This window comes from Telluria sp. AIW5, assembly GCF_056680575.1.
Window position 1 is genome coordinate 3,553,136 of record NZ_CM155289.1, and the last position, 26,928, is coordinate 3,580,063.

A 26,928-nucleotide genomic window follows, 5' to 3' on the forward strand; every position below is an offset into this window, starting at 1 on the left:
TGTTGACACTGTACATTGTCACATTCTCGATGACAAGCTGAAACCCGCGGGATGGCTTGCAACTATGGCAAAATAGAGCGATGACTCCAGAACCGACCGCGTCGCGCGCTTACCGCGGCGTCTCTCCCGAACAGCGCCGCGCCGACCGCCGCGAAAAACTGATCGCCGCGGCGATTGCCGTGTACGGCGAACGTGGCTACCGCCAGGCGACCGTCAAGGCGGTCTGCGAGGCGGCCGGGCTGACCGAACGCTATTTCTACGAATCGTTCGGCAACAGCGAAGACCTGCTCGTCACGTCCTTCAATGCCGTCACGTATGCGGTGTTCGACGAGATCAGGGCCGCGGCGCAGGCGGCGGGACGCGGACGGGTCGCCCGTGCGCGCGCCATGCTCGACGCCTATTTCGGCGCGCTGCAGCGCGACCCGCCGTCGGCGCGCGTCTACCTGGTCGAGATCCGCGGCGTCAGCCGCGAAGTGGACAAGGCCTTCGATGCGGCGCTGCGCGCGATCGGGCTCGAGGTCGCGCGCCAGATCGCGCCCGCCGGTGCGCCGTCCGACGAGCTGCTGCAGGCCGGCGTGGTCGGCGGCGTGATGCACATCGCGCTGCGCTGGATCGACGCCGGCTACCAGCCGCCGCTGGCCACGGTGACCGATACGGCGCTGCGCCTCGGGATGGTGCTGGCAAGGCCCGGCCGGATTGTGCGGATGCGCTCGCAGGGTGGGCGCGTTCCCGCCCACCCTGCGACGCTCCTTGAGTGACCGGCGTCCCGCTCAATCCCAGCCTTTCTCCGATTCCTTCTCGTAGCTTTTGAGGTCGCGCGCGAACATCTCGTTCAGCTCGTCCCGTGCGCGCTTGGACATCGACACGTACTGCTCGCGGTCCTTGTAGACCGGATAGACAGCCTCCACGCTGGCCTTGTTATGTTCGCGGAATTTCAGCGTCGCTTCGCGCGCGCGGTAGGCGCCGTAGCCGAGCTGGGACAGGACGCGCCGGCCCAGTTGCAGCGCCGATTCGAAGGTTTCGCGCTCGATGACGGTGACGCCGCGGTCCATCAGCTGGTAGAGGTGGGTGACGTTGCGTGCCCGCGCCAGGATCGGCAAGTCGGGGAAATGCTCGCGCACGGCGTCGGCCAGGGCGAGGCTGTCCTCGATGTCGTCGATCGCCAGCACCAGCGCGCGCGCCTTGCCCGCGCCTGCCGCATGCAGCAGGTCCGGCCGGGTGGCGTCGCCGTAGAAGACCTTGAAGCCGAAGCGGCGCAGCAGCTCGATCTGGTCGGGATCGTGGTCGAGCACCGTCAGCCGGATGCGATTCGCGTTCAGCAGGCGCCCGACGATCTGGCCGAAGCGCCCGAAGCCGGCGATGATCACGTGGCCCTCGTTGTCGTCGATCGCATCGGGCTCGCGCAGGTTTTGCCCGTGGTAGCGCGGCTCCAGTACCTTGTCGTGCAGGAGCAGCAGCAAGGGCGTGGTGACCATCGACAGCGCCACGACCGCCACCAGGATCGAGCCGGTCTCGGGGCTGAACACGCGCGCCGCGCCGGCTGCGCCGAATACGACGAACGCGAATTCGCCGCCTTGCGAGAGCAGGAAGGCGAACAGCCAGCGCTGGCCGCGCGCGATCCCGAAACGCGCCGAAAGGGCGAACAGTACGCCCAGCTTCAGCGCCAGGAAGCCGAGCACCAGTCCCAGGATCAGCCAGGGTTTCGAGAGGAATACACCGAAGTCGACCGACATGCCGACCGCGATGAAAAACAGCCCGAGCAGCAAGCCCTTGAACGGTTCGAGGTCGGTCTCCAGCGCGTGGCGGTATTCGGAATCGGCCAGCAGCACGCCGGCCATGAAGGCGCCCAGCGCCATCGACATGCCGACCCATTGCATCAGCAGCGAGATAGCGATCACGAGCAGCAGCGCGAAGGCGGTGAAGATCTCGCGCATTTCCGACTTGGCGATGATGCGCAGCGCCGGGCGCACCAGGAAGCGGCCGGCGACGATCGCGCCCAGGACGACTGCGCCCAGGCGCGCGGCGCCGGCCCAGCCTGCACCGCCGGCACTGTCGTTTGCAGCCACGCCGAGCAAGGGGATCAGCGCGATCATCGGGATCGCCGCGATGTCCTGGAACAGCAGGATGGCGAAGCCGGCCTGTCCCGCAGGCGTGCCCATCAGGTTGCGTTCGCCCAGCGTGGCCAGGGCGATGGCAGTCGAGGACAGCGACAGGCCGAGCGCACCGACCAGGGCCACCTGCCAGGCGACGCCAAGCAGCAGGGCCGCGCCGAACAGGACCGCGGCCACGCCCAGCACCTGCGCCGCGCCCCAGCCGAAGATCGGCCGCCGCATCGACCACAGGCGCGCCGGTTCCAGTTCGAGGCCGATCAAAAACAGCAGCAGCACGACGCCGAACTCGGAAAAGTGCAGGATGGTCTCGACCTCGGTGATCAGTTTCAATCCCCACGGACCGATCGCCATCCCGGCCAGCAGGTAGCCGAGCACGGCGCCCAGGCCGAGGCGCCTGGCCAGCGGGACCGCGAGCACTGCCGCGCCCAGGTAGACGACTGCATTCGCGAGCAGGCTGTGTTCCATGGCTTATTCTTTCGGAGGAGTCAGCAGGAAAGCCTCGAGGCGCGCGCGGAAAGTCGCGACGTGGGCCTCGATGGCTGCCTCGTCGGCGCCGTTCGCGCCATGCAGGATGTGGGGCGGCCACCAGTGCATGCCGCACAGCAGGGCCGTCTGCTCGAAGGGTGGCAGGTAGGCATCGAAGGGGCGCCCGTGGCGCTCGCCCGGCCGATACGCTTCCTCGGGACTGCCCGTCGTCACCGCCAGCCAGTAGCCTTTGCCGAGCAGGGCGGTGGCGCCCGGTCCGTAGGCCCAGCCGGCTTCCAGCACGGTATCGACCCATTCCTTGAGCAGCGAGGGCATGCTGTACCAGCGGATCGGATGCAGGAAGACGACCAGCTCGGCCTGCTCGAGCAGCGCCTGTTCGCGCGCCACGTCGATGAAGAAATCGGGATAGGTCTCGTAGAGGTCGTGCACCAGCACGCCGTCGAGCGCGCGCGCGGCGTCGGCCAGCTTGCGGTTGATGCGCGAGCGGTGGGGGGCCGGATGGGCGTAGATCACGAGGATGCGTGGGTTCGGCATAGGGGCGCGGCTTGTTATCTTGTACAGATTGTACAGGCGAGTGAAGGCTGGGGTCAGGTCTGACATTTAGACATGGCCTCATCGGTACAAGGACCCGCAAGGCAGAGATCGCGCCAAGGCGGGAGTCCGAATGTCAGACCTGACCCCAGCTCTCCGCCGGGCAGGCGGCGGCGAAAAAAAAACCGGACTGCGCGGGCAGCCCGGTTTCGTCCGACCGGCCCCGGGGACCGGGACGGTTCGATGCTTAGAACTTGAAGGCGACGCCGGCGACGATCTTGGTGATGTCGCTGTCAGGCTTCTGCACTTCCAGGCGGCCGCTGATGACTGGCGTGAAGGCATAGCCCAGGCCGATGCCGTACAGGGCGTTGTTGCTATGATCCTTCTGGCTGAAACCGTTGCCCGAGGTCTTGAGGTCGACACGGTTGTAACCGATGCGGCCGTACATGCTGAAGCCGTCGGTCAGGGGAACGCTGCCGATCAGCGAGATGTCCGTCTGGTCCGCGGTGACGTCGGCGCCGTCGATGGTGGTGTCGGCCAGGCGGTGATAGCCGGCTTCAACGGCGACGCTCTGGTTCAGCTTGTAGCCGATGAAGGCGCCGTAGCCACCTTCGTCGTCGAAACCGGTGACCTTGGTCGACGACACGTCGACGCCGGCGTAGAACGGGGTAGGTTCGGCGGCGAACACTGCCGACGATGCGGCGACCAGGGCTGCTGCAACTGCGATTTTCTTGAACATTTTTATTGCCTTTTCATGCGATGAATGGAAAGGTCGAAACACTTGTGGTTTCGGCCAGCCCCGATTATCGCACCTACGTACTTTTCTTGCTTGGCAGCATGTCAATTGTGCGCTGCAGCAACTTCACGTTTTATACAGGCGGCAGCGGTGCAGCGGCGGGCAGCAGGCCTTCCGCCACCAGTTCTTCCCAGAACGCGGCCGGGATGTCGACCTGCATCAGGGCCGCGTTGCGGTGCAGGTGCCGGGCGCTGCTCGCGCCGGGAATGGTGGCCGCCACCACCGGATGCGCGGCGCCGAACTGCAGCGCGGCCGCCGCCAGGTCGACTCCGTGGCGCGCCGCGACCCGGCGCAGGCGTTCGCGTTGGGCGTGCTTCTCCGCGCTGGCCGGCGCGTAGTCGTAATGCTCGCCGCCGGCGAGGAAGCCCGAGTTGAAGGGACCGCCCAGCACCACCGATGCGCCGCGCGCGGCGCACAGCGGGAAGAACTCTGCCAGCGGCGTGCATTCCATCAGCGTGTAGCGCCCGGCGAGCAGGAAAATGTCGGGATCGGATGCTTGCAGCGCGCGCAGGCAGGGTTCGACCGTGTTCACGCCCATGCCCCAGCCCTTGATCAAGCCTTCCTCGCGCATCCGCACCAGGCCCTCGAAGGCGCCGCCGGGCCCCGCCGCGATGTCGTAGTAATGCTCGAACTCGCTGCGGCTGAACTGGTCGGGCGACAGGTCGTGGACATAGACAATGTCGATATGGCCGAGTGCCAGGCGCTGCAGGCTGTCCTCGACCGCGCGCCGCGCGCCGCCGGCCGTATAGTCGATCACGCGCCGGAAGGGCAGCGCAGACACGAAGGGCGCGGCGATCTCGCCGTCTGGGGCGGGCGCCAGCAGGCGGCCGACCTTGGTCGAGAGCGTATATTCGTCGCGCGGGCGGCGGCGCAGGGCTTGCCCGAAGCGATGTTCGGACAGGCCGGCGCCATAGTGCGGCGCGGTATCGAAATAGCGGATGCCGGCTTCCCATGCCGCGTCCACCGTCGTGCGGGCCGCCTCGTCGCTCGTGGTATGGTACATGTCGCCCAGGCCGGTGCCGCCAAGGCCCAGGGGCGTGATTGGTCGATAGCGCTGGTTCACGATGCGTCCTTTGTCTCTTCGTTCACGGACGTTCATGATGCCCGCTGCGGCGCCGGGCCCGGCGCGCGCTTGGGTGGACGAAAGAAAAACCGGGACGCGGCGTCATCCCGGTTTCGGTCCTGAGCGCCGGCAGGTGGCCCCTGGAACGTAAAGGCGCCACGGTCCACGATCGTGGTCATGTCGCTGGCTGGCTTCCGCACTTCCAGGCGGCCGTGGACGACCGGAAAGGAGTAACCCAGGCCGAGGCCGTACAGGTCGATCTGGTCAGCTCAGGCGCGTGTCTGGAACTGCGCCATTCCGAACGAAAAGCGCGTCACCCTGGGAATCCAGAATCGGAATAGTGCGGGGTCGTGCGGGAAATTCGCGCGCGACGTGATCGCGGTGATCCTGGCGATCGCTTCCCGCCGCCTGGACGGTTCGAGTTCGGCGCCCTCCAGGGCATCGCTCAGGCCGGACTCGGTGGGCGGGGCAGCGAGCAAGGCCGAAAAGACCGCTTCCGCGGTCGCCGAATCGTGGATCAGGATCGCGAGCAACAGCATTGGTACCTGGAAGGTGCCCGGCACCTCATCGTTCCCTTCGAACAGCGGCAGCTCATGCTTGCGAAGGCCTGCCTTGAGAATCCGGTAAAGGTTGGCAAGCCGTTTGGCCGAGCGTGGCGAACCGATGAATTCATGCAGCTCTTTGGCGAATGCCGATTCGAGCGGATGGATGGTCATTGCGGCCTCTTCGATCAGGAACGCAATGTCGGCGTCGCCGCCTGATTCCGGGCCGCTGCCCTGGCTTGCTTCTTCGCTGGTCGCGGCGCCGGGGTTTCCGGCCTCTTGCCGGCCAGCCGTACCGGCGCCCGTGCCAGGTCCGGCCACCGCAGGGCGCGCCAGGACCTCGGCCGTGCCGGCGTTTGCCTCCGTTCCGTCGATCACGCGAGGCGTGTCACCATGTGCTTCGCTGGCCAGCCCATTCGGGGAGGCATCCAGGCCCGCGGCGATACCGGCTTGCGGGTCCCGCGTGCTGGCGCCTTGCGCAGCCTCGGTTTCCTGGGGGGGCATGAGCTGCCCGATGAGGTTCTCGTATCCTTTGTTGTCCATCGGCTTGATCGCATACGAGATCTGGAAGATCTTTTCGAGGTAGTGCTGCGGCGTCGCGGTCCAGTCGGCATCAATGCTATTTTCGTTGTTGCCAGCCAGTTGCCGATAATGTGAGGTCAGCGAGTGAATCAGCCAGCGCGAATCGACGCCGACGACGACCACGAACAGCGGGTAGGCCAACAGCAGATGGACCGCCTGCAGCACTTCCACGACCTTCGGCGCCGGGCAGCGGTCGAGGTCGTCGATATACAGCACGACGCGCTCGATGGGCCTGGCCTTCGCGTCCTGCAGGTCCTGGCTTGCGATCAGCCGGCCCAGTTTGTCGAAATCGTCGCGGACGGTGGCGACGAGACCCTGGTGCTTGCGGTAATCGTCGCCACTGAGTCTGTCACACAGAAATTGTTTGAGGAGTGCGGTCGGGCTCGATTGCGCAGCCTGGACTTCGGATTCCGACAGTAGCTTCTGCGCTGCTTCGGCTTCTTGTGCGAGCCTCGTCTGGTCGGCCTCGAGCGCCTCGATTGTGGCCGCGACCTGCTTTTCTTTTTCGGACGGCAGCGGCTTCTCTTTCGCGAGCAGGAGCTCGATGTCGTGCTTTGCCTTGCTGACTGCGTCGATGTTCGTGCGCAGGAAACTGGTGCCTTGCCTGACCCAGTTGGCAAATGCCATCGCAGCCAGGCCGACTTCGGTGATGACGGTGCTTGTCCTTGCCACCGCGCCGTCGACATAACCCGATCCCATCAGGGCATCGTACAGGTGCGGAGCGCCGAACACGGCCACCAGTACCACAGCAATGAACAGCCCTGCCGTGCGCGGGCGGAGCAGCGACTGGAGCAAGGAGACGAATCCGCCTGACGCGTTGCGGACATCCCGTAACGATGTCGCCAGTTCCGCAATGCTTTCCACCGTTTTTGGCAGGCCCAGGTTCGCGAGGGCGGTTCCCATCCGTTCCTTGAGTGCGGGATTGCTGTCGATGACCCCGGAGAGGTCGGCGGCGGAGAATCGGGACAGGGAAACAGGGCCGGACTCGCGTTCGGCCTCGAGTGCTTTCAGTGTCGCCTTTTCCCGCGCCAGGACGGCGCTCAGCTGTTGGCGCTCCGTCTCGGCGTCGTCGACTGCGCGCCTTGCCCTGGCAACGCGCTCCATCGCGGCGCCTTGCGCTTCGGCGACCGATGCAATCGGCGAGAAATGGGCGTTGAGCGTTTCGAGGATGTAGGTGGCGAGACTGGCCCAGAGGCTCGTGTCGGTATAGTGCCAGGCATTGAATTTTATCTGGACGATATTGCCGCAAAATCGCTTGCTGCCCGAGACCTTCGAACGCTTCGCCAGCGCGTCCGCGGTGTCCTGCATCATCCGCATGAAAAAGCTTTTTCCGGAGCCCCAGTTCCCGAACAAGCCTATCGCGAGCGGCGGAATCGCTTCCCTCGACAGGATCAGGGCGGCCAGCACCGATACCTCGCGCGCGACGCCCAGCTGGTCGGCCTGGCCGTCGACGACATCGGTTGCATAGCTCACGATGGGAACGTCCGCGCCTGAGGCGCTGTCGGCGCGGCGCCGAAGTACCCGCAAGATCCGTTGCGCGGCGGTGCGATAGCGTCCCTGGTCCAGGTAGGACGACACCAGTCCCTGCACTTGTGCCTGGTCGAATACGAGCAGCAGGTGGGCGAAGCTGTCCACCGACGTGGGCGCCGCATCGGCCGACGCTTCCATGATCACGGCCAGGGTTCGCGCAAGACCCGGGCCGCGTTCCAGGAAAGGCTTGGCGGCAATGGCCATGGTGGGGTTGGCCAGCGTAAACAAGACATCGTAGCCGAGGGCCTTGTCGCCGAATTTGAGCTCGAGCAGTTCGACCAGCGTGTCTGCGAACGCCGGCATCTCGACCATTCGCATTACACGAAGATACGGCCATATCTTCTCGAAGTTTTTACCCTTGATGGTTTCTTCGAAACCAGTCCGGATCGCCGGGTCGTCGGGGTTCAGGATTGCCGCCGCAAGAATGGCCACCTGGCGGGCGCTATCGTGCAGCGACGCTCGCGCCATCTCGGCCACGGCCGGGTGTTTGTTTAGATGGCAGCCTGACAGGGTCCAGAAACGTACGTGTTCATCGGGCTCGTGCGATTCCGATATCTCTTTCCACAGCAGCGAGACTGTTTCCGGGTGAAGCGGGTCGCAGACCAGTAAGGTACTGATCATCCAGGAACGAACGGCCGCCATGCGTTTCGGATCGCGAGCCGCTTCCGTGAAGTTTGCTTCCGCGCCGGGGCTGAACCGCCCGCTAATTTCCTGGCGTAGTCGTCGGCCAAGCGCTGTGCGATTGGCCTCATCCCAGTGCCTGACCGTCGACAGCGTGGCTGCGCGTTGGATCTCGTTTCCATCGACCAGCTGGCGGAGCGCGTCTTCGACGCCGGCATCGAATTGCGCGGCTACCTGCGAGGAGAGCGGGACATATCCTTCCGTGCTGCTTGCTTCCATCCTGGCTCCTTGGTTGCTGCAAGGTGCAGAGGCGCGATGCGCGGGGACGTCGGCGTCACCTTCGGTCACGAGTGCGATCGACGTGATCAGTCGGAGTCCGTGAACCTTGCCGGCGAGGCATTGATGAGCAAATGATACGGCGAAACATGGCGCTTGCGTAATTTTTCGCCTGGATTATCGATCGATTCGCCGGGTGGGGCCGTCGCCGCGTCCGCTGCGGCGAACTGTGGCGACGACCCGGTGCGTCTGACCAAGCAGCTTAGATATGCAGCGCATGCCCGAGCGCCCGCAGCGCCGCTTCCTGCACCGCTTCACCCAGCGTAGGATGCGCGTGGATCGTGCCGCCCACATCCTCCAGGGTTGCGCCCAGTTCCATCGAGTGGCTGAAAGCGGTACTCAGTTCCGACACCCCGCGCCCCACGGCCTGCCAGCCGAGGATCAGGTGGTTGTCGCGCCGCGCGACCACGCGCACAAAGCCATCCGTCGACTCGATCGTCATCGCCCGGCCATTCGCCGCGAACGGGAAGTTGGCGGAAATCGCGTCGATCCCGGCCGCTTCCGCCTCGCCCGGCACCATCCCGACCACCACCACTTCCGGGTCGGTGAAGCAGACCGCCGGCATCGCGGCGGGCGTGAAGTGGCGGCGCTTGCCGGCAATGATCTCGGCCACCATCTCGCCTTGCGCCATCGCGCGGTGCGCCAGCATCGGTTCGCCCGCGAGGTCGCCGATCGCCCAGACATTGCGCATCGACGTGCGGCACTGGTCGTCGATTTTCACCGCGCGCCCGTTCATGTCGAGCTGCAGCGATTCGAGGCCCCAGCCGCCCGCGCGCGGACGGCGGCCGACGGCCACCAGTACGCGGTCGGCCGACAAGACAATCTCTTCGCCATTGGCCTGCTGCACCCGCACGCCATCGCCTGCGGCATTCATGCCCAGCACCGACGAGTTGAGGCGCAGGTCGATGCCGAGGCGTGTCAAGCTGGCCGCGACCGGCTTGGTCAGCTCCGCATCGTAGGCCGGCAGGATTCGGTCGGCGGCTTCGACGACGGTGACTTCCGCGCCGAGCTTGCGATAAGCCGTGCCCAGCTCCAGGCCGATGTAGCCGGCGCCGACGACGACCAGCTGCTGCGGAATGGTCTGCGGGGAGAGCGCCTCCGTCGAGGAGACGACATTTCCGCCGAAGGGCATGAAGGGCAGTTCGACCGGCTCCGAACCGGCGGCGAGCAGCAGGTGTTCGCAGCGAATCCGCTGCACCTCGCCGTCGGCCCGCTTGACTTCGACTGTCTTGCCGTCGAGGATGCGCGCGAAGCCGTTGATGACCTGCACGTCGTTCTTCTTCAGGAGCGCGCCGACGCCGCCGGTCAGGCGCTTGACGATGCCGTCCTTCCAGCCGACGGTGCGGGTGACATCGATGCTCGGCGCGGCGGCCGAAATACCGAGCGGGGAATTGCCTGCGTAGTGGCGGGCTTTCTCGAATTCCTCGGCCGCGTGGATCAGGGCTTTCGAGGGAATGCAGCCGATGTTCAGGCAGGTGCCGCCCAGCTGGCCGGCTTCGACCAGGATGGTCGGGATGCCGAGCTGGCCGGCGCGGATGGCGGCGACATAGCCGCCGGGACCGCCGCCGATGACAAGCAGTGTGGTAACGGACTGGTTCATCGGCTCACTCCACGAACAGGGTTGCCGGGCACTCGAGGTAGCCGCGGATGGTCTGGACGAATTCCGCCGCGACCATGCCGTCGATCACGCGATGGTCGAAGGAGGAAGACAGGTTCATGGTCTTGCGTGCGACCATCGCGCCATTCAGGATGACGGGTTTGTCGACGATGCGGTTGACGCCGATGATCGCCACTTCCGGACGGTTGATCACGGGCGTCGTGACGATGCCGCCCAGCGCACCCAGGCTGGTGATGGTGATGGTCGACCCGGTGAGCTCTTCGCGCAGCGCCTTGCCGGTACGGGCAGCATCGGCGAGGCGTGCCACTTCGGCGGCCGCCGACCACGGGTCGCGTGCTTCGGCATTCCTCACGACGGGCACCATCAGGCCGGCGTCGGTCTGGGCAGCGATGCCGAGATGGACCGGGTTGTAGGTGGTGACGATGTTGGCGTCGTCGTCGAAGCGCGCGTTCACCGACGGGTATTTGCGGATCGCCAGCACGACTGCGCGCATGATCAGCGGCAGCAGGGTCAGCTTCGGACGCTGGCCGCCCGGGTTTTTCCCAACATAGCGCGCGTTCAGCTGGACGCGCAGTGCTTCGAGTTCGGTGACGTCGATTTCCTCGACATAGGTGAAGTGCGGGATGCGCCGCTTCGCCTCGGCCATCTTCTCGGCGATCTTGCGGCGCATGCCGATCACGGGCATGGCTTGCTCGCCCTCCAATACGGCGTAGCGGCGGTCGCCTTCGACCGCCTTTTGCTGGCCGCGCGACACGTGCGCGTCGAGGTCGGCGTGGCTGATGCGGCCGGCCGGGCCGGAGCCGGTGACGAACTGGAGTTCGATCCCCATATCCCAGGCGCGCTGGCGCACGGCGGGCGCGGCCAGCGGCTTTTCGCCGGGCGCGCGGCCATGGTGGGCGGGCGCCGGCGCGCCGCCCGATTGTGTGTATGCAGGCGCCGGGCGCGATGGCGCCGCCTGCGCGGGCGCCGCGGTTTCGGCACTGGTCACGGTGGTGACGACGGTTTCCGGTTGGGCCACGATGATTGGCGGGAACTCCTCGGCGGTGCCGGCGGTGGACTGCGCGCTTGCCTTGGCTGGTGCCGCACTGGCCGTTTGCTGCCGCGCCGCGGTGGTGTCGCCGTTGAAGTTGCCGGCGCCTTCGACTTCGATGCGGATCAGTTCCGCGCCCACGGCCATCGCTTCGCCCAGCTTGCCGCCCAGCGAAGTGATGGTGCCGTGCACCGGCGACGGAATCTCGACGGTCGCCTTGTCGGTCATGACGTCGGCCAGCACCTGGTCTTCCTTGACCGTGTCGCCCGGCTTGACGTGCCAGGCGACGACCTCGACTTCGGCAATGCCTTCGCCCAGGTCCGGCATTTTAATGACGTGAATACCCATTTATTTCACCTCCATCGCACGTTTGAACGCGGCACCGACGCGGTCGGGGCCGGGGAAATAGGCCCATTCCTGCGCGTGCGGATAGGGCGTGTCCCATCCGGTGACGCGCTCGATCGGCGCTTCCAGGTGATAGAAGCAGTGTTCCTGCACGAGGGCCGCGAGTTCCGCGCCGAAGCCGCTGGTACGCGTCGCTTCATGCACGACCACGCAGCGGCCGGTCTTCTTCACCGATTCGACGATGGTGTCGAGGTCCAGCGGCCACAGGGTGCGCAAGTCGATGATCTCGGCGTCGATACCGGTTTCCATCGCCGCCGCTTCCGACACCCAGACCATGGTGCCGTAGGTGATCACGGTGAGGTCGGCGCCTGGACGGAAGATGGCGGCCTTGTCCAGCGGGACCGTGTAGTAGCCGTCCGGGACCTCGCCCATCGGGTGCTTGGACCAGGAGACGACCGGGCGGTCGTGGTGGCCGTCGAAGGGGCCGTTATATAAACGCTTCGGCTCGAGGAAGATGACCGGGTCGTCGTTCTCGATCGAGGCGATGAGCAAACCTTTGGCGTCGTAGGGGTTCGAGGGCATCACGGTGCGCAGGCCACAGACGTGGGTGAACATCGCTTCCGGGCTCTGGCTGTGGGTCTGGCCACCGTAGATGCCGCCGCCGCAGGGCATCCGGATCGTCAGCGGCGCCGTGAAATCGCCGGCCGAGCGGTAGCGCAGGCGCGCCGCTTCGGAGACGATCTGGTCGGACGCCGGATAAAAATAATCGGCGAACTGGATTTCGATGACCGGCCGCAGGCCATAGGCGCCCATGCCGACGGCGGTGCCGACGATGCCGCCTTCGGAAATCGGCGCGTCGAACACGCGCTGCTTGCCGTACTTCACCTGTAATCCATCGGTGGCGCGGAACACGCCGCCGAAATAGCCGACGTCCTGGCCATAGACCACGACGTTCTCGTCGCGTCCGAGCATGACGTCCATGGCCGAACGCAGGGCCTGGATCATCGTCATCTGCGTGGTGGCCACGTCTTTGTCGTTCGGGTTCATACCATCGTCGCGTACCATCTCACACCCCCAATTGTTGACGTTGGCGGCGCAGGTGTTCAGGCATGTCCTTATAGACATCCTCGAACATCGACGCCGCGCTCGGGACGCGGCCATCGGCCAGCGTGCCGTATTGTTCCGCTTCCTTTTGCGCGGCCAGGACTTCGGCCTCGAGTTCCGACTGCACCTGTGCGTGCTCCTCGTCGGACCAGGCACCGATCCTGGTGAGGTGCTGGCGCAACCTGGCGATCGGGTCGCCGAGCGGGAAGCGAGACCAGTCGTCGGCCGGGCGGTAGCGCGACGGATCGTCGGAGGTGGAGTGGGGGCCGGCGCGGTAGGTCACCCATTCGATCAGGGTCGGGCCGAGGTTGCGGCGGGCGCGTTCGGCGGCCCAGCAGGAGGCCGCGTACACGGCGAGGAAATCGTTGCCGTCGACGCGCAAGGATGCGATGCCGCTGCCCACACCGCGTGCGGCGAAGGTCACGCTCTCGCCGCCGGCGATTGCCTGGAAGGTCGAGATCGCCCACTGGTTGTTGACGACGTTGATGATGCAGGGCGCGCGATAGACGTGGGCGAAGGTAAGGGCGGTGTTGAAGTCGGATTCGGCGGTGGCGCCGTCGCCGATCCAGGCCGAGGCGATTTTCGTGTCGCCCTTGATCGCCGAGGCCATGGCCCAGCCGACCGCTTGCGGCACCTGGGTCGCGAGGTTGCCGGAGATGCTGAAGAAGCCCTTGCTCTTGACCGAGTACATGACCGGCAGCTGGCGCCCCTTCATCGGGTCGCGCTCGTTCGAGAGCAGCTGGCAGATCATGTCGACCATCGGGTATTCGCGCGCCATCAGGAGGCTTTGCTGGCGGTAGGTCGGGAAGCACATGTCGCCGTCTTTCAGGGCCAGCGCGTGCGCGGTGCCGATGGCTTCCTCGCCGAGGGAGGTCATGTAGAAGGACATCTTCTTCTGGCGCTGGCCGATGACCATGCGCGCATCGAAAATGCGCGTCTTCATCATCGTGCGCAGGCCGAAGCGCAGCTGTTCGACTTCGATCTGCGGCGCCCACGGGCCGACGGCATTGCCTTCGTCGTCGAGCACGCGGATCAGCGCGGTCACGAGGTCGGCAGTGTCGCCGAACAGGACGTCGACCTCGGGCCGGCGGACGGCGCCGGCGGGACTCATTTGTAAGTACGAAAAATCGGTCTTGCAACCCGGCCGGCCGGTTGGCTCCGGGACATGCAGCGACAGAGGATTACCCTGGCTCATAATGCGCTTTTCCTTTGTGAGGTGATGTGCGGCAAGCTGAGATCATAAATCGTGCGCGGGGGCGCACGGGCATTGCAGAGAAGTATTTTCGTGGTGCTTTGCAGCATATTTGTGGATGTCGGCGCGAACGCGGATGATCAAACGGCGCGTTTCACCGCGTGTGGCGTAGGGTGGGCTCCGCCCACGCGGTGATACCCGCCGTTTGCAGATCGCGCCCGCGCCGACGCCCACGTGTTCCCGAACCTAGCACGCGGACCGTACGGACAACCCCAATCAAAGCAAACGTTCGGACGTCAACGCGCGGTCGCCGCCGACCACCCACCCCCCAGTGCCCGGTACAGCCCAATCAGGTTCTCGACCTGTGTGCGCCGCAACGTAACCAGGCTCACCTCGACCTGGTACAGATTGCGCTGCGCATCCAATTCCTCGAGATAGGAGGCATATCCCGCCTGGTAACGGTCATGCGCATAGCCCAGCGAGCGCATCAGGATGTCGCGCCGCGCGCGCGCGTGGTCGACCTGTTGCGCGAGGCGCGGCACGCCCGCCAGCGCATTTTCGACTTCGGAAAAAGCCGTCAGCACGGTACGCCGGTAGGCAAACGCCGCCTGGTCGCGCTGCGAGGCGGCCGCTTCGTATTGCGCGTCCAGGCGTCCGCCCGTGAACAGCGGCGCCAGCACGCTGCCGCCCAGGCTCCAGACCGTCACCGGATCGTAGTCGAGCGCATTGATAAACAGGCTGCCGAGTTGCGCGCTGAGCGAAACCTGCGGCAGGAAGGCCTGGCGCCGCAGGGCCAGGTTGACGTCGCTGGCGGCCAGCAGCAGTTCGCGCTGGGCGATGTCGGGCCGGCGCGCCAGCAGTTGCGAGGGCAGGACGGCCGGCACCGGCGGCAGGCGCAAGGCCGTGAAGGCGGCGCCGCGCGCGACAGGTCCCGGCAACTCGCCGGCCAGCAGGCGCACCGCGTTTTCCTGGCGCCGCACCGCCAGTTCCAGCTCCGGAATCGCGCCCAGCACGGACTGGTATTCGGACTGGGCTTGCGTCAGCTGCAGCTGCGAGATATAGCCGACGCGGGCCTGGTCCTGCGCCAGGCGCAGCGCCTCGTTGCGCGAGGCGACCGTCTCGCGCGTGATCGTCAGTTGCGTATCGAGGGCGAGCAGGGCGACGTAGTTCTGGACGGTCGTAGCAGCCACCGACAGCGCCGCCGCATCGCGCTCGGCTTCCGTCGCCCGGTACTGCAGCCCGGCGGCGCGGACCTGGTTGCGGATGCGGCCGAAGAGGTCGGGTTCCCAGCTCGCCTGGAGGCCGGGCTGGAGCGAGCGGCTGGTGCTGACGCCCGTCGCTGTCAGGGAGCGGCCCGCCTGCACGCCGAGCGCGCCGTTCAGTGCCGGCAGGCGTGCGGCTTCGGCCAGTTCAGCCTGGGCGCGGGCCTCGTCCACGCGCGCCACCGCGATCGCCACGTCGCTGTTGCGCGCCAATGCCGCTTCGACCAGGCCGGCCAGTACCGGGTCGCCGAAACCGCGCCACCAGTGCGGATCGACGGCGGCGCTGCCGGCCACGGGCTCGCGCCATGCGCCGGGCGGCTCCACCCGTGCGGCTTCCGGTACCGCGCGGTAAGTAGGGAGACAGCCGGTGAGGGCGCCTGCGCCGACCAGGGCCAGCGCGGCGTTGAAGCTGCGCCGCCTCATCGGGCGTTCTCGTTCGCAGTCCCGCGGGCCGGCTCGCGTGCGGCCGCGCCGGTATCCACTTCGGCGGTCACCGACATGCCGGGCCGCAGCCGCCCGGCCAGTTCCTGGTCCGGGTCGATGGCGATCCGCACCGGCAGGCGCTGCACGACTTTCGTGAAATTGCCGGAGGCGTTATCGGGCCGCAGCACCGAGAATTCGGAACCGGTCGCCGGCGCGATCTGTTCGACGTGGCCGGTCAGCGCGGCGCCCTCGAAGGCATCGACCTTGAAGCTGGCCTGCTGGCCGACGCGCATGCGCCAGGTCTGGCCTTCCTTGAAATTGGCGACCACCCACATTGTGTCGGGTACCAGGAACAGCAACTGCGAGCCGGCCGTGACGTACTGGCCGCGGCGCACGGTCGCTTCGCTGACCTGGCCGTCGCGCGGCGCCCGGATCACGGTGTTGGCGAGGTCGATCTTCGCCAGCTCCACCTGGGCCTGTGCCATGCTGACCTGTGCTTCCAGGCCGCCGCGCGAGACCGTGGTGCCTTTCACGCGCTGCTGCGCGATCTCGATCTCGGCCTGCGCTTTCAGCACGTTCGCCGCGGCCAGGCGCGCCGAGGTGCGGACGCGATCGCGCTCGCTCAGCGACACCGAGCCGCGTTCCGCCAGTTCGTCGACCCGGGCCTGCTCGGCACGGGCGCGCGCCTGCTCGGCCTGCGCGGCCGCGAGATTTGCGCGCGCCGAGCCGACGGTGGCCGTGTTCTGGGCCTGGGTCTGCTCGGCGTTGTTCAGCTGCGCGGTGGCGTTCGCGACCTGGCCCTCGGCCGCGCGCACCCGTTCGCGGTAGATGCGGTCGTCGATGCGCAGCAGTTCCTGGCCCGCCTTGACGTACTGGTAGTCCTTGACCAGCACCTCCGCCACGTAGCCGTTGACCTGGGGTGCGAGCACGGTGATCGCGCCGCGCACGTAGGCGTTATCGGTGCTCACGCGCGTGCTGTTGAAGGGGCCCAGGTTCCAGGCCCACATGATGAGGGCGATGCCGACGGCGGCCACCACCGCCATGATGCCGATCGAGACCGGCGTGGCCTTGATCTTCTTTGGTGGCGCCTCGGGCTGCGCCGCCGCCGGGGCAGGGGAAGGCGCGACGCTGTCGTCGGAATCGGTCGGTGCCGGCGGATTGCATTCAAGCGCTGCGGTTTCTTCGCGGGTCGGGTGGTGCTCGTTATTCATGTGTTTCAAGCCTTGGTGGCGCCTGCCGGCGCCGGGTTATCGGTGGGTGCTGCGGCGGCCAGGGCGGCCGCGCGCCGGTCGCGGATGTGGGCGCGGATCGCCACGAACAGGGACCAGAACAGGAACAGCAGGGCCAGCACGCCGCTCAGTGCAAAGACATCGTTATACGCGCGCACGTTCGCTTCGCGCCGCGTGACCTGCGCCAGCAGGGCGGCGCCTTGCGCCGCGCGCAGGGTCGGATCGGTGATGGTGCCGCGGTAGATCCCGCCCTGCAGCTGCAGGCGCTGGGCGACGATCGGGTCGGCGGGATTGAGTTGCGACACCAGGTCGCTGGAATACACCTGTTCGCGGTGCACCTGGTAGGTGCTGAGCAGTGCAGAGCCGGTCAGGCCACCGAGCGACTGCGTCATCGACAGCACCACGCTGAAGGTGATCACGTAATTTGGCCCGAATTTCAGGGCCTGGGTGATCCCGAGCAGGACCAGCGGCCCGAGGAACATGCCGCTGCCCACGGCGACGAGGAACTGGCTCACATAAAAATCCTGCGGCCGATCGAGGCTGGTGCGGCCGTAGTCGAGGGCCGCGGCCGTACCGAACAGGATGATGGCGACGATGATCTGCGGGATCAGGGTCTTCGGGCTGAAGGTCAGCGAGCTGGCTGCGATGCCGCAGATGGTGCCGATCAGGATGACGCCGAACAGCGGCTGCATCTGGTCCGGCCCCATGCCCAGCACACGCAGCATGCCGACCGCGCCGACGGTCTGCTCGGTGGTGAGGAAACGGATCAAAAATGCGCCGATGATGAAGCGCAGGACGGTCGGCGTGACCAGCCAGCGCGTCTGGATCAGCGGGTTCTCCCGGTGGTGCTCGATGTACAAGGCGGCGCTGATCAGGACCAGCGCGCCGATGAGCAGGTAAGCCAGCCAGGGTTCGTCGAACCACCACTGCGAGTAGCCCTGCGCCAGCACGGCCACCAGCATCGCCGCCCCCGGCGCCATCAGGGCGAAGGTGAGGAAGTCGAGCTTCTCGAAGGCCTTGATGAACATCCCTGGCGGCAGTTTGAGCACCACCACGGCGGCCAGCGAACACAGGGCCAGGCCCGCCTCGAACAGGTACAGGTTGTGCCACTGGCCGTACACGAGCAGCGTCGGCGAGAGCAGCCAGGCCAGCGGCGTGGCAAGCTGCGGGATGCCGACCCCGATCACGACCATCTTGCCGGTGTAGGCGCGCGGCATGGCCTGCAGCATGTAGAGCATCGACAGCGTGGTGGCGGTGGCGCCGGCAAAGCCGCTGACGGCGCGCACGGCCACCGCCATCGTGAAGCCGCCCACCATCAGGTGCAGGCAGGTGACGGCGGCATACAGGACCAGGCCGATCTCGGCGAACAAACGCAGGCCGAACTGCTGGCGGAACTTGAACACCAGCAGGTTCACCGTGATGTTGACCATCACGTAGGCGGCCGGCAGCCAGGTCGCTTCCGAAGGCGTCAGGCCCAGCTGGCCCTGGATGGTGGGCAGGTTGGCCGACACCAGCGCGTTGCCGAGGCCGCCGGTGATGCCGACCAGGAGCGCGACCAGCGCGTAGGCCAGGCGCACGGCGGGCGTATGGTAGGGCATCGAGGCCGAGCCGGGCAGGGACGGCTTTTCGTGTTCTTCCCAGTTCGGCGTGGGGCGGAGCAGCTGCGCCATTTAGCGTCCTCGCGCGGGCGGCTTGACTCCGTCTCCCACCAGTTCGAGGGCACGCCGCACCAGCGTGCGGCGATTCGCGGGCGTACCGCCGCGCAGCGCCGCGCCGAGCATCCCGCACAGGAGCACGAGGTCGGCCGCGCGCAGGTCGGGACGGCAGGATTTGCGCTTGATGGCCGCGGCCAGGGGCGCGCGGAACAGGCGCGCCAGCCGCTCGCGCGCGGCTTTCGCCGCCGGATGGCCGGGTTCGAGGGCGCGCCAGTAGTCGGCCAGGGCCGGTGCGGCGACCAGGTCGAGGCCGACCTGCTCGACCAGGGCCAGCAGCTCGCGTCCGGGCGCGGCGGCTTCCAGCGCGCCCATCGCGCGTTCGAACAGCGCCTCCACCAGCGCCGCGCGATCGGGGAAGTTGCGGTACAGGGTCGCGCGCCCGACGCCGGCGCGCGTGACGACCAGGTCGAGCGGGGCCGTGATGCCGCGCTCGGAAAAGACCGCGTCGGCGGCATCGAGGATCTGGTCGCGCCGCAGCGCGGCGTCGGAGCGCAACAGGGTCATGGTTGTGGACACCCTTGTCCGGTTGATTGTCGGTTTGCTACCAGAATACTGCGATGCGCGCGCAGTGAGCGCACGGGTGGGGAAGGGAGGAAGCGCGGGGCGCCCACGCTACGGGTTTCGTATGCGCTCGCCCATAAGGCCGGCCGTAGGGTGGGCACCCGTGCCCACGCGGACTGGAGGAACGACAAACGCCAAACGCAACAGCGCCGCCATCGTCAACCGGATTTGGCGCTTCTGCGCTGGCGCACGGCATACCCCGCGCACAGCACGATCAGCCACACCGGAATCAGGTACACCGACACACGCAGCCCCGGCGTCAGGTACATCACCACCGTGATCCCCGCCAAAAAGGCCAGGCACAGGTAATTTGCCAGCGGATGGAACGGGCTCGGAAAGCCCGTCCGCTTGCCCGCCTTGACGGCGCGAAAACGCAGGTGCACCAGCGAGATCGTGCCCCAGTTGATGATCAGGCCCGCCGTGGCCAGGCCCATCATCAGCCCGAAGGCTTCGGCCGGCAGGAAGTAGTTCACGGCGATGCACGTGCCCGTCGCCAGCGCCGATACGCCGAGCGCGGCCAGCGGCACGCCGCTGCGGGTGAGCCTGAGCAGCGCGCGCGGCGCATTGCCCTGGGCTGCGAGGCCGTACAGCATGCGCGTATTGGCGTACACGCCGCTGTTGTAGACCGACAGCGCGGCGGTCAACACGACGACGTTCAGCGCGGTGGCGACGAACTTGCTGTCCAGGGCCGCGAAGATCAGCACGAAGGGGCTGCCGCCGCTGACGACCTTCTGCCACGGGAACAGCGAGAGCAGGATGAACAGGGCACCGATATAAAAAATCAGCACGCGCCACAAGGCTTGGTTGGTCGCGCGCGGGATCGAGCGCGCCGGGTCGTCGGCTTCGGCCGCGGTGATGCCGATCAGTTCCAGCCCGCCGAAGGAAAACATGATGACGGCCATCGACATCACGAGCCCCTGCACGCCGTTCGGGAAGAAGCCGCCGTGGCGCCACAAATTCGCCACCCCCGCTTCGGGACCGGCCGACTGCGAGACCAGCAGCCACCCGCCGAACAGGATCATGCCGATCACGGCGAGTACCTTGATCACGGCGAACCAGAATTCCAGTTCGCCGAATGCCTTCACGTTGAGCAGGCTGAAGGAATTGATGACCGCAAAAAAGACCAGCGCCGACATCCAGGTCGGCACTTCCGGGAACCAGTACTGGATATAGATGCCGACTGCCGACAGTTCGGCCATGCTGACGAGGATGTACATCACCCAGTAGTTCCAGCCCGCGATGAAGCCGGCCATGTGGCCGCCGTATTTGTCGGCGAAATAGCTGACCGAGCCGGCGACCGGTTCCTCGACCACCAGTTCGGCCAGCTGGCGCATGATGAGGAAGGCCACCACGCCGGCGATGCCGTAGCCGAGCAGCACTGCGGGGCCGGCCATCTGGATGGTTTGCGCGATGCCGAGGAAAAGGCCGGTGCCGATGGCGCCGCCGAGGGCGATCAGCTGGATGTGCCGGCTCTTGAGGCCGCGCCTGAGTTCTTGTTTGGGTTCTGCCATTGCCGCCTGCGCCAGTTTGCAAAAGTCAATGATTCTAATGCATCCAAGCATCAGCGGTGATGTAGTGCGGACGTCTCGCCGGGGCAAACGTGGGTTGGGCTGTCGCCTGTGCTGTTATCGGTGCCGCCAACCGCGTGGGCATGCCACCCTACGGTCACCGCCGGCAGTCAGCCGCTTCACATGCGGGTTGGTTATTCCGGACGATATCCTATCACTCAATAAACTATTGGATGATAGATCGTTCCGCCTACGGCTTTTTCCGCAGCGCTTCCATCTGCTCATCGAGCCCCGCGCGCGACAGTTCCCCCATGTGGCGCGCCGCCAGCATGCCGTGACGGTCGTAGAACAGCGTGGTCGGATAGCCGACCGCGCCCACGGCGCCGGCCAGCGCAAGCGGCGCGTCGAGCAGCACGTTCGGCATTCTCAAGCCGCCGGCGTCGAGATAGCCGCGCACGGCCGCAGGCTCCTCGCCGGCGTTGACGAAGACAAAGGCGACGTCCGGATTGGCGGCCTGCGCGGCCGCCATCGCCGGCATCTCGCGCCGGCAGGGTGGGCACCAGGTGGCCCAGAGGTTGAGGACGATTGGCCTGCCCTTGAATTCGGCGAGGCGCACCGCGCTGCCGCCCAAGCGCTGCAGGGCGATGTCGGGCAGGGCTGTGTTCGACGGCTGGCTGGCGTGGATGGCAAGGCCGGCACCCGCCCAGGCCAGGATTCCCGCCAGCGCGGCCCCGACCAGCGGCCGGCGCAGCAGCGGCGCGCGCCGCAGCTGCTCGAAGCCGACCGCCCAGGCCGTGAGCAGGCCGGCAAAGGCGACAAAGCCGCCGTCACGGATGTCGAGGACGCTCAACGGCGCCTCGAGGTAGGTATCGAGGTGCATCAGCACGAAGGCGGTGCGGGCCGCGATGAAGCCCCAGGCTGTCATGCGCCACAGGGCGGGTCCGGCATCGATGCCGTGTTTGCGCTGCCAGAGCCAGGCGGCACAATTGGCCACGGCGAGCGCGGCGAGGGGGCTCAGTACGCGCAGGGGCAGGACCAGTGGCCCGAGGGTGATGGCATCCAGGACGCTCTCCTTTGGCCGGTGGATCCGGCTCCAGGCGTCCAGATTAGCCCAACAGTATTAATGGAAGATTAAGAGGCGCTCCGACCCGGCTCCTCGCCGGCATCTTCTTTTTCCTGCACCGCCGGCGCGTGCGTCACCAGCAGCCGGTCGATCCGGTTCCCGTCCATGTCCACCACCTCGAACAGGTAGTCGCCCCAGCGCGCCGTGTCGGCCGGCTTCGGGATGATGCCGAGCTGGTAGAGCATGAAGCCGGCCAGCGTGTGGTAGGCGCCGGCTTCCTCGCCGGGAAAGCGCAGGCTGGTCTCCATCAGGTCGCGGAAGCGGTCCAGCGCCACGCCGCCGTCGAGCAGCCAGCTGCCGTCCTCGCGCCGTACGGCGTCCGGGTCGCCTTCCTCGCCGATCACGGTGACGTCGCCCACCAGCGCGCTCATCACGTCGGTCAGCGTCACCATGCCCTGGATGTCGCCGTACTCGTCGACGATCAGGGCGATCTCGGCATTGTTCTTCTTGAACAGCTCGAGCAGGGCCATCGCGCTCACCGTTTCCGGCACGTAGAGGATCTCCTGCACGGCCGCCTCGATATCGATCGCATCGAGCGAGCCGGCGCGCACGGCCTGCGCCAGCAGTTCGCGCGTGTGCACGTAGCCGAGGATCTGCGAGCGCTCGCCGCGGCAGACCGGCATGCGGCTGTAGCGGCTCGCGGCCACGCGCGCGAGGTTCTCTTCGCGCGGGTCGTCGAGGTCCACCAGGGTCAGGTCGACCCGCGGCGTCATCAGGGCTTTCAGGTGCTTGTCGTCGAGGCGCAGGGCACGCGAGACGATGTCGTATTCGGTCTTCTCGAACACGCCGGCGTCGGTGCTTTCCTTGATCATGCCGGTGATGTCTTCTTCGGTCGGCGCCTCTTCCTTGTGGCGGCCGATCCCGACCAGCCGGACGATGGCTTCGGTGGCCAGCGCCAGCGCCTTGACGAAAGGCAGCATGATCGTCGACAGCACCCGCAGCGGCGGCGCGATCAGCGTCGCCATCGCCTCCGGATACTGCATGGCGATGCGCTTGGGGACCAGTTCGCCGAGGATGATGGACGCCACCGTGATGCAGACCACCACCAGCCCGAGCGAGGCCTGGTAGGCGTAGGGCGCGAGCACGGGCACTTCCTTGAGCTGGGGCGTCATGTGGGCCACCAGCGAGGCTTCGCCGAAGGCGCCGTTGAAGATGCTGATCAGGGTGATGCCGACCTGCACCGTCGAGAGGAAGTGGCTCGGCTCGTCGGCGAGCCGGAGCGCAATGCGCGCGCCGCGGCTGCCCTCCGCGGCCGATTTTTCCAGCCGCATGCGCCTGGCCGAGACCAGCGCCAGTTCCGACATCGCAAATACGCCATTGAGCAAGATGAGGAAAAGGATGATCAGGATATCGGTCATCATGGCGTGTGCGTGGGGTCTCCAGCGGCTTGCCGGGCCGGTGCCGGGGCGCCTTTTGTCTGCATGGCGCCGGTATCGATAACGAAATGACATCATCGCATGATCGGCAAGGAGTGGCCCGCACCGCAGGGACGGCCGGGAGAGCCCGACCGGCGCCCCAGGCGGTCGTGCGCGTGCGCTCCGCCGTGCTCGCTGGATCGCCGCGTCATCCAGGATGATTGTCGTGATGCGCCGGGAGCGGGGCGTTCGAATGGCCTTTGGGGTACTGGCTTCGACGATGTCGCCTCGCCCTCGGGGCCTCGCCCCCAGGCCTTGCCCTGGCGCTTTTTTCATACGCTCAGGGCGGGCCAGGATGCGCGGACGAAAAAAGGTGCGTCGTGGGACGCCCTCTTCGCGGCCCCATGCCTGCCTTACTTGCGGCGGCGCAGGGCCAGTCCGACCAGGCCCGCGCCCAGCAGGGCGAGCGAAGCCGGTTCGGGCACTTCGCCGCCCGGCGGGGTTTCGCCGCCTTCCTCCACTGTGCCCGGTACCCAGCTGATGTGGCTGAGGCGGCGGATGTTACAGTTGCTGCCCTTGCGCGAGCAGTTGCCGCCGCTCAGGAAGTTCACTTGGGAGTTGCTCCAGACCAGTTGCGTCAGGTCGCCCGTATTCTCGAAGACATAGGTGTCGACATTGGTGCGGGTGCCGCCCGTGCCGAACTTCAGCAGGAAGTAGCCTGGCTCCCTGGGGGCGACGTTGATGACCCAGAGCTGGGTCGCCGTATCGAAGCTGGCGCCGTTGATGCCGTCGGATTTGTTCAGGTCGCCCGCAGCGAAGTCTTCGCCGCTGGCGTCTTCAAAATAGCCGAGTTCCTCGGCCGCACCCGAGTTCGGGCTTGCGTACGCCTTCAGGAAGGTATCCATCGTCGGTGCCGCCATTGCGCTGCCTGCGACCAAACCCGTTGCTGCGATTGCCGCAATCAGAATGCTCTTCAATTTCAACGCTGTCATGGAAACCCCTTGTTAGTGTCTGTGAGTCCCACTAGGAGCAAGCAGCGTGCCACCTTCCTAAGCAGTTGATTTTATTGGGAGTCGCATTGCATTGAAAACAACATATGTTAACAAATGCAAAGAATTCCGACAGTAATTAATAGATTCCGCAAAGTAATTTCAGGAAATCCCGAGGGAGGATCCAGGCGCGCTGGGCCGGGGTTTCAATTCAACACCGTAATCACCACCGTGCGCCGGTGCGGCGCCAATCGGTGCTCCCACAGAAAGACGCCCTGCCAGGTGCCGAGCAGCATGCGGCCGGCGCCGACGGGAATCGTGATCCCGGTATCAGTGAGTACATTGCGCACGTGCGCCGCCATGTCGTCCGGCCCCTCGTCGTCGTGGCGCCATGCCGGGTCGCCGTCGGGCGCCAGGCGTTGCAACACCGTGTCGAGGTCGCGCCGCACGTCGGGGTCGGCGTTTTCCGTGATCGTCAGCGAGCAGCTCGTGTGCTGGACGAATACCTGCACCAGGCCGCAGGCCACGCCGGATTCCGCGACCACCCCAGCTACGTCGCGGGTGATGTCCAAGGTGCCGCGCCCGCGGGTCTGGAACTGCAATATCGCCTGGTGCGCCATCAGGTCTCCCCATGTGCCGAAAGTGCGTATTTTACGACGCGAGGATGACTCCAGAAGGTCCGCGTCGGCGGCGTCTTTGTGGCGAAAGACCAAAGCACCCATGGTGCATCGCCATTTTCGGCCGGCAAGCGTATGCTTGCTTTGTCAACCATGCTGCCAGCGGGCCTGGAGCATTCCTGCCCGCGCGTCGAACCGGATAGCCCCTCACAGGAGATCAAGATGCGACTGAATCACTTCACGCGGGCGGCGGCGGTTGCCGTCATTTTGCTCGGTTTTAACAGTCCGTTTGCCCTCGCCGACGAGACCTGCAACTCCCCCTACATGTCGAACCTGGTCAAGGGGCAAGAGGATTACCTGTACGTGTGGACGCTCGGCGTGCCCGGCATGGGGGACGGCTCCGACAAGCTGGTCACGCTCGACGTCAACCCGAAGTCGCCGAAGTTCGGCCAAGTGGTGACCCAGGTGTCGGTGGGCGGCCGCGGCGAGGCGCATCACGCGGGCTTTACCGACGACCGGCGCTTCCTCTGGGCCGGCGGACTCGACGACAGCAAGATCTACGTGTTCGACATCCACACCGACCCGGGCAAGCCGCGGCTGGTCAATACCATCGGCGACTTCGCCAAACGCACGGGACTGGTCGGCCCGCACACCTTCTATGCGATGCCCGGCAGGATGCTGATCGGGGCGCTCTCGAACGCGAAGGATGGCGGCGGCAAGACCGGCATGGCCCTCTACAACAACAAGGGCGAATTCATCCGGACCTATGACATGCCCGTCGCGCCCGCCGCGAAAGGGGGCGATGGCTATGGCTACGACCTGGCCATCAATCCGGCCAGGAACGCGATGCTCAGCTCCAGCTTCACCGGCAAGACAAATTACATGACTTCATTGGGCACCCTGATCAAGGACCAGGGCGCCATGAAACAGTTCGGCAATACGATGGTGGTGTGGAACCTGAAGTCGATGCAGCCCGAGCAGGTCCTCAGCGTGCCGGGCGCGCCGCTCGAGATCCGCTGGTCGCTGAAGGAAGGCGCCGATTGGGCGATCACCGCCACCGCGCTCACCTCGAAGCTGTGGCTGGTGAAGAAGGATACGAAGGGCCAATGGCAGGCGAAGGACGTCGCCGCGATCGGCGACCCGGCCAGGACGCCGCTGCCGGTCGACATCTCGATGCGCGCGGACGGCAAGGGACTCTGGGTCAACACCTTCATGGACGGCACCACCCGCTACTTCGACCTCAGCAATCCGGAAGCGCCGCGCCAGACCTATGCGAAGAAGACCGGATCCCAGGTCAACATGATTTCCCAAAGCTGGGACGGCAAGCGCGTGTATGTGAGCTCGTCGCTGCTGGCGAACTGGGACAAGACCGGGCTTGAAAACGAGCAGTTCGTCAAACTGTTCGCCTGGGACGGCAAGGAGCTGAGCGAAAAATGGAACGTCGACTTCTACAAGCTCAAGCTGGGGCGGCCGCACCACATGAAATTTGGGGCCAAATCCGGGCTGCAGGCGGCCTGGGGCGCGGACGCGGGCCGGGTCGCGGCCCGGTGACGGCCGCGAGCGATCCGCGACTGGGGCGCGCCGCCCTCGGCGCCGCCTGGCTGGCGCTCGCCTTGTGCGCGGGTGCTCCGTCAGCGGCGCAGGCCGCCGGGCCGCCCGGCGTGCCGACGCTCGGCTTCGTGCCTCCGGCCCCCGGCAGCTACCGGCTCGAGCGGATCATGAAGGCGCCCGACGGGATCGTGCTCGAGAGCGACGGCAGCGTGCACCGCCTGTCGGAATTTACGACCGGCAAGGTCACGCTGTTCTCGTTCATCTATACCTATTGCACCGATCCCCACGGCTGCCCGCTGGCCTACGCCACCCTGCACAGCCTCAAGGGCACGATCGAGGGCACGGCCTCCTTGCGCGGCAGGGTGCGCTTTGTGAGCATGAGCTTCGATCCGGAATACGACACGCCGGCGGCGATGCGCAGCTATGGTGGACAGGAAGGGCGCGACCGGCAAGGCCTCGACTGGCATTTTCTGACGACACGCAACGGCAGGGAACTGGCGCCGCTGCTCGATGGCTTCGGCCAGGACGTCTCGGTCGCCACGATCAAGCCCGCCGGCCAGCGCGTACCGGTGCTGAGCCACCTGCTGAAGGTCTACCTGCTCGATGCCGGCGGCGAAGTGCGGGAAATCTATTCGACCTCCTGGCTGCATCCGGCCGTGCTGCTGGGCGACATCAGGACCCTGCTGCTGGAGCAGCCGCGGCGCTGAC

Annotated in this window: 20 protein-coding genes and 1 pseudogene; 3 read left to right on the forward strand and 18 right to left on the reverse strand. The window is 66.4% G+C overall.

What is annotated here, in order from left to right; all coding sequences use genetic code 11:
- Positions 1–80: 80 nt before the first annotated feature.
- A complete protein-coding gene (locus AC1MEM_RS15720) occupies positions 81–758 on the forward strand; it encodes a TetR/AcrR family transcriptional regulator (RefSeq protein ID WP_499471966.1) in 678 nt (225 codons plus the stop codon).
- Between the two features lie 12 nt (positions 759–770).
- Here the strand turns inward: AC1MEM_RS15720 and kefC are convergent, their stop codons facing one another.
- The 18 genes and pseudogenes from kefC to AC1MEM_RS15810 form a co-directional block, all read right to left on the reverse strand.
- Complete coding sequence (gene kefC / locus AC1MEM_RS15725) at positions 771–2,576, reverse strand: glutathione-regulated potassium-efflux system protein KefC (RefSeq protein WP_499471968.1); 1,806 nt, start codon at positions 2,574–2,576, stop codon at positions 771–773.
- Positions 2,577–2,579: 3 nt separating this feature from the next.
- Positions 2,580–3,131 carry a glutathione-regulated potassium-efflux system oxidoreductase KefF gene (kefF, locus tag AC1MEM_RS15730; protein WP_499471970.1) on the reverse strand — a complete coding sequence of 184 codons (552 nt, stop codon included), beginning with the start codon at positions 3,129–3,131 and terminating at the stop codon, positions 2,580–2,582.
- Between the two features lie 244 nt (positions 3,132–3,375).
- On the reverse strand, positions 3,376–3,867 hold the full coding sequence (locus AC1MEM_RS15735) for an outer membrane beta-barrel protein (RefSeq protein ID WP_499471972.1): 492 nt from the start codon (positions 3,865–3,867) through the stop codon (positions 3,376–3,378).
- Positions 3,868–3,997: 130 nt separating this feature from the next.
- On the reverse strand, positions 3,998–5,023 hold the full coding sequence (locus AC1MEM_RS15740; RefSeq protein ID WP_499471974.1) for an aldo/keto reductase: 1,026 nt from the start codon (positions 5,021–5,023) through the stop codon (positions 3,998–4,000).
- Between the two features lie 233 nt (positions 5,024–5,256).
- Positions 5,257–8,541 carry a P-loop NTPase fold protein gene (locus tag AC1MEM_RS15745; RefSeq protein WP_499471976.1) on the reverse strand — a complete coding sequence of 1,095 codons (3,285 nt, stop codon included), beginning with the start codon at positions 8,539–8,541 and terminating at the stop codon, positions 5,257–5,259.
- Positions 8,542–8,800: 259 nt separating this feature from the next.
- Positions 8,801–10,198, reverse strand: coding sequence for a dihydrolipoyl dehydrogenase (lpdA, locus tag AC1MEM_RS15750; RefSeq protein WP_499471978.1), 1,398 nt, complete (start codon positions 10,196–10,198; stop codon positions 8,801–8,803).
- A 4-nt stretch (positions 10,199–10,202) separates the two neighbouring features.
- Positions 10,203–11,594 carry a dihydrolipoamide acetyltransferase family protein gene (locus AC1MEM_RS15755; RefSeq protein ID WP_499471980.1) on the reverse strand — a complete coding sequence of 464 codons (1,392 nt, stop codon included), beginning with the start codon at positions 11,592–11,594 and terminating at the stop codon, positions 10,203–10,205.
- Positions 11,595–12,638 carry an alpha-ketoacid dehydrogenase subunit beta gene (locus AC1MEM_RS15760; protein ID WP_499471982.1) on the reverse strand — a complete coding sequence of 348 codons (1,044 nt, stop codon included), beginning with the start codon at positions 12,636–12,638 and terminating at the stop codon, positions 11,595–11,597.
- A 19-nt stretch (positions 12,639–12,657) separates the two neighbouring features.
- Complete coding sequence (locus tag AC1MEM_RS15765; protein WP_499471984.1) at positions 12,658–13,890, reverse strand: 3-methyl-2-oxobutanoate dehydrogenase (2-methylpropanoyl-transferring) subunit alpha; 1,233 nt, start codon at positions 13,888–13,890, stop codon at positions 12,658–12,660.
- Positions 13,891–14,183: 293 nt separating this feature from the next.
- The gene (locus tag AC1MEM_RS15770; RefSeq protein ID WP_499471986.1) at positions 14,184–15,572 is read right to left on the reverse strand and encodes an efflux transporter outer membrane subunit; all 1,389 of its coding nucleotides are present in this window, start codon (positions 15,570–15,572) and stop codon (positions 14,184–14,186) included.
- Entirely contained in the window at positions 15,569–16,783 is a 1,215-nt protein-coding gene (locus tag AC1MEM_RS15775; protein ID WP_499471988.1) for an HlyD family secretion protein, read from the reverse strand. The genes AC1MEM_RS15770 and AC1MEM_RS15775 overlap by 4 nt, the downstream gene beginning before the upstream one ends.
- Positions 16,784–16,788: 5 nt before the next feature.
- Positions 16,789–18,471, reverse strand: coding sequence for an MFS transporter (locus AC1MEM_RS15780; protein ID WP_499471990.1), 1,683 nt, complete (start codon positions 18,469–18,471; stop codon positions 16,789–16,791).
- Positions 18,472–19,020 carry a TetR/AcrR family transcriptional regulator gene (locus AC1MEM_RS15785; protein ID WP_499471992.1) on the reverse strand — a complete coding sequence of 183 codons (549 nt, stop codon included), beginning with the start codon at positions 19,018–19,020 and terminating at the stop codon, positions 18,472–18,474.
- Between the two features lie 215 nt (positions 19,021–19,235).
- Complete coding sequence (locus AC1MEM_RS15790; RefSeq protein ID WP_499471994.1) at positions 19,236–20,588, reverse strand: amino acid permease; 1,353 nt, start codon at positions 20,586–20,588, stop codon at positions 19,236–19,238.
- Positions 20,589–20,835: 247 nt separating this feature from the next.
- On the reverse strand, positions 20,836–21,579 hold the full coding sequence (locus AC1MEM_RS15795; RefSeq protein WP_499471996.1) for a TlpA family protein disulfide reductase: 744 nt from the start codon (positions 21,577–21,579) through the stop codon (positions 20,836–20,838).
- Between the two features lie 137 nt (positions 21,580–21,716).
- Complete coding sequence (locus AC1MEM_RS15800; RefSeq protein ID WP_499471998.1) at positions 21,717–23,069, reverse strand: hemolysin family protein; 1,353 nt, start codon at positions 23,067–23,069, stop codon at positions 21,717–21,719.
- 407 nt (positions 23,070–23,476) lie between these two features.
- Positions 23,477–23,563: pseudogene (locus AC1MEM_RS15805) on the reverse strand (PEP-CTERM sorting domain-containing protein); the annotation flags it as partial.
- A gap of 695 nt (positions 23,564–24,258) precedes the next feature.
- Positions 24,259–24,672 carry a secondary thiamine-phosphate synthase enzyme YjbQ gene (locus AC1MEM_RS15810; RefSeq protein WP_499477665.1) on the reverse strand — a complete coding sequence of 138 codons (414 nt, stop codon included), beginning with the start codon at positions 24,670–24,672 and terminating at the stop codon, positions 24,259–24,261.
- A 219-nt stretch (positions 24,673–24,891) separates the two neighbouring features.
- Here AC1MEM_RS15810 and mtoX point away from each other — a divergent pair, with 219 nt between their 5' ends.
- Both mtoX and AC1MEM_RS15820 read left to right on the forward strand, forming a co-directional pair.
- Positions 24,892–26,220, forward strand: coding sequence for a methanethiol oxidase (gene mtoX, locus AC1MEM_RS15815; protein ID WP_499471999.1), 1,329 nt, complete (start codon positions 24,892–24,894; stop codon positions 26,218–26,220).
- Positions 26,217–26,927 (forward strand): SCO family protein, encoded by a 711-nt coding sequence (locus tag AC1MEM_RS15820; protein ID WP_499472001.1) that lies wholly within the window; start codon positions 26,217–26,219, stop codon positions 26,925–26,927. The genes mtoX and AC1MEM_RS15820 overlap by 4 nt, the downstream gene beginning before the upstream one ends.
- The last annotated feature ends 1 nt before the right edge of the window (position 26,928 follow it).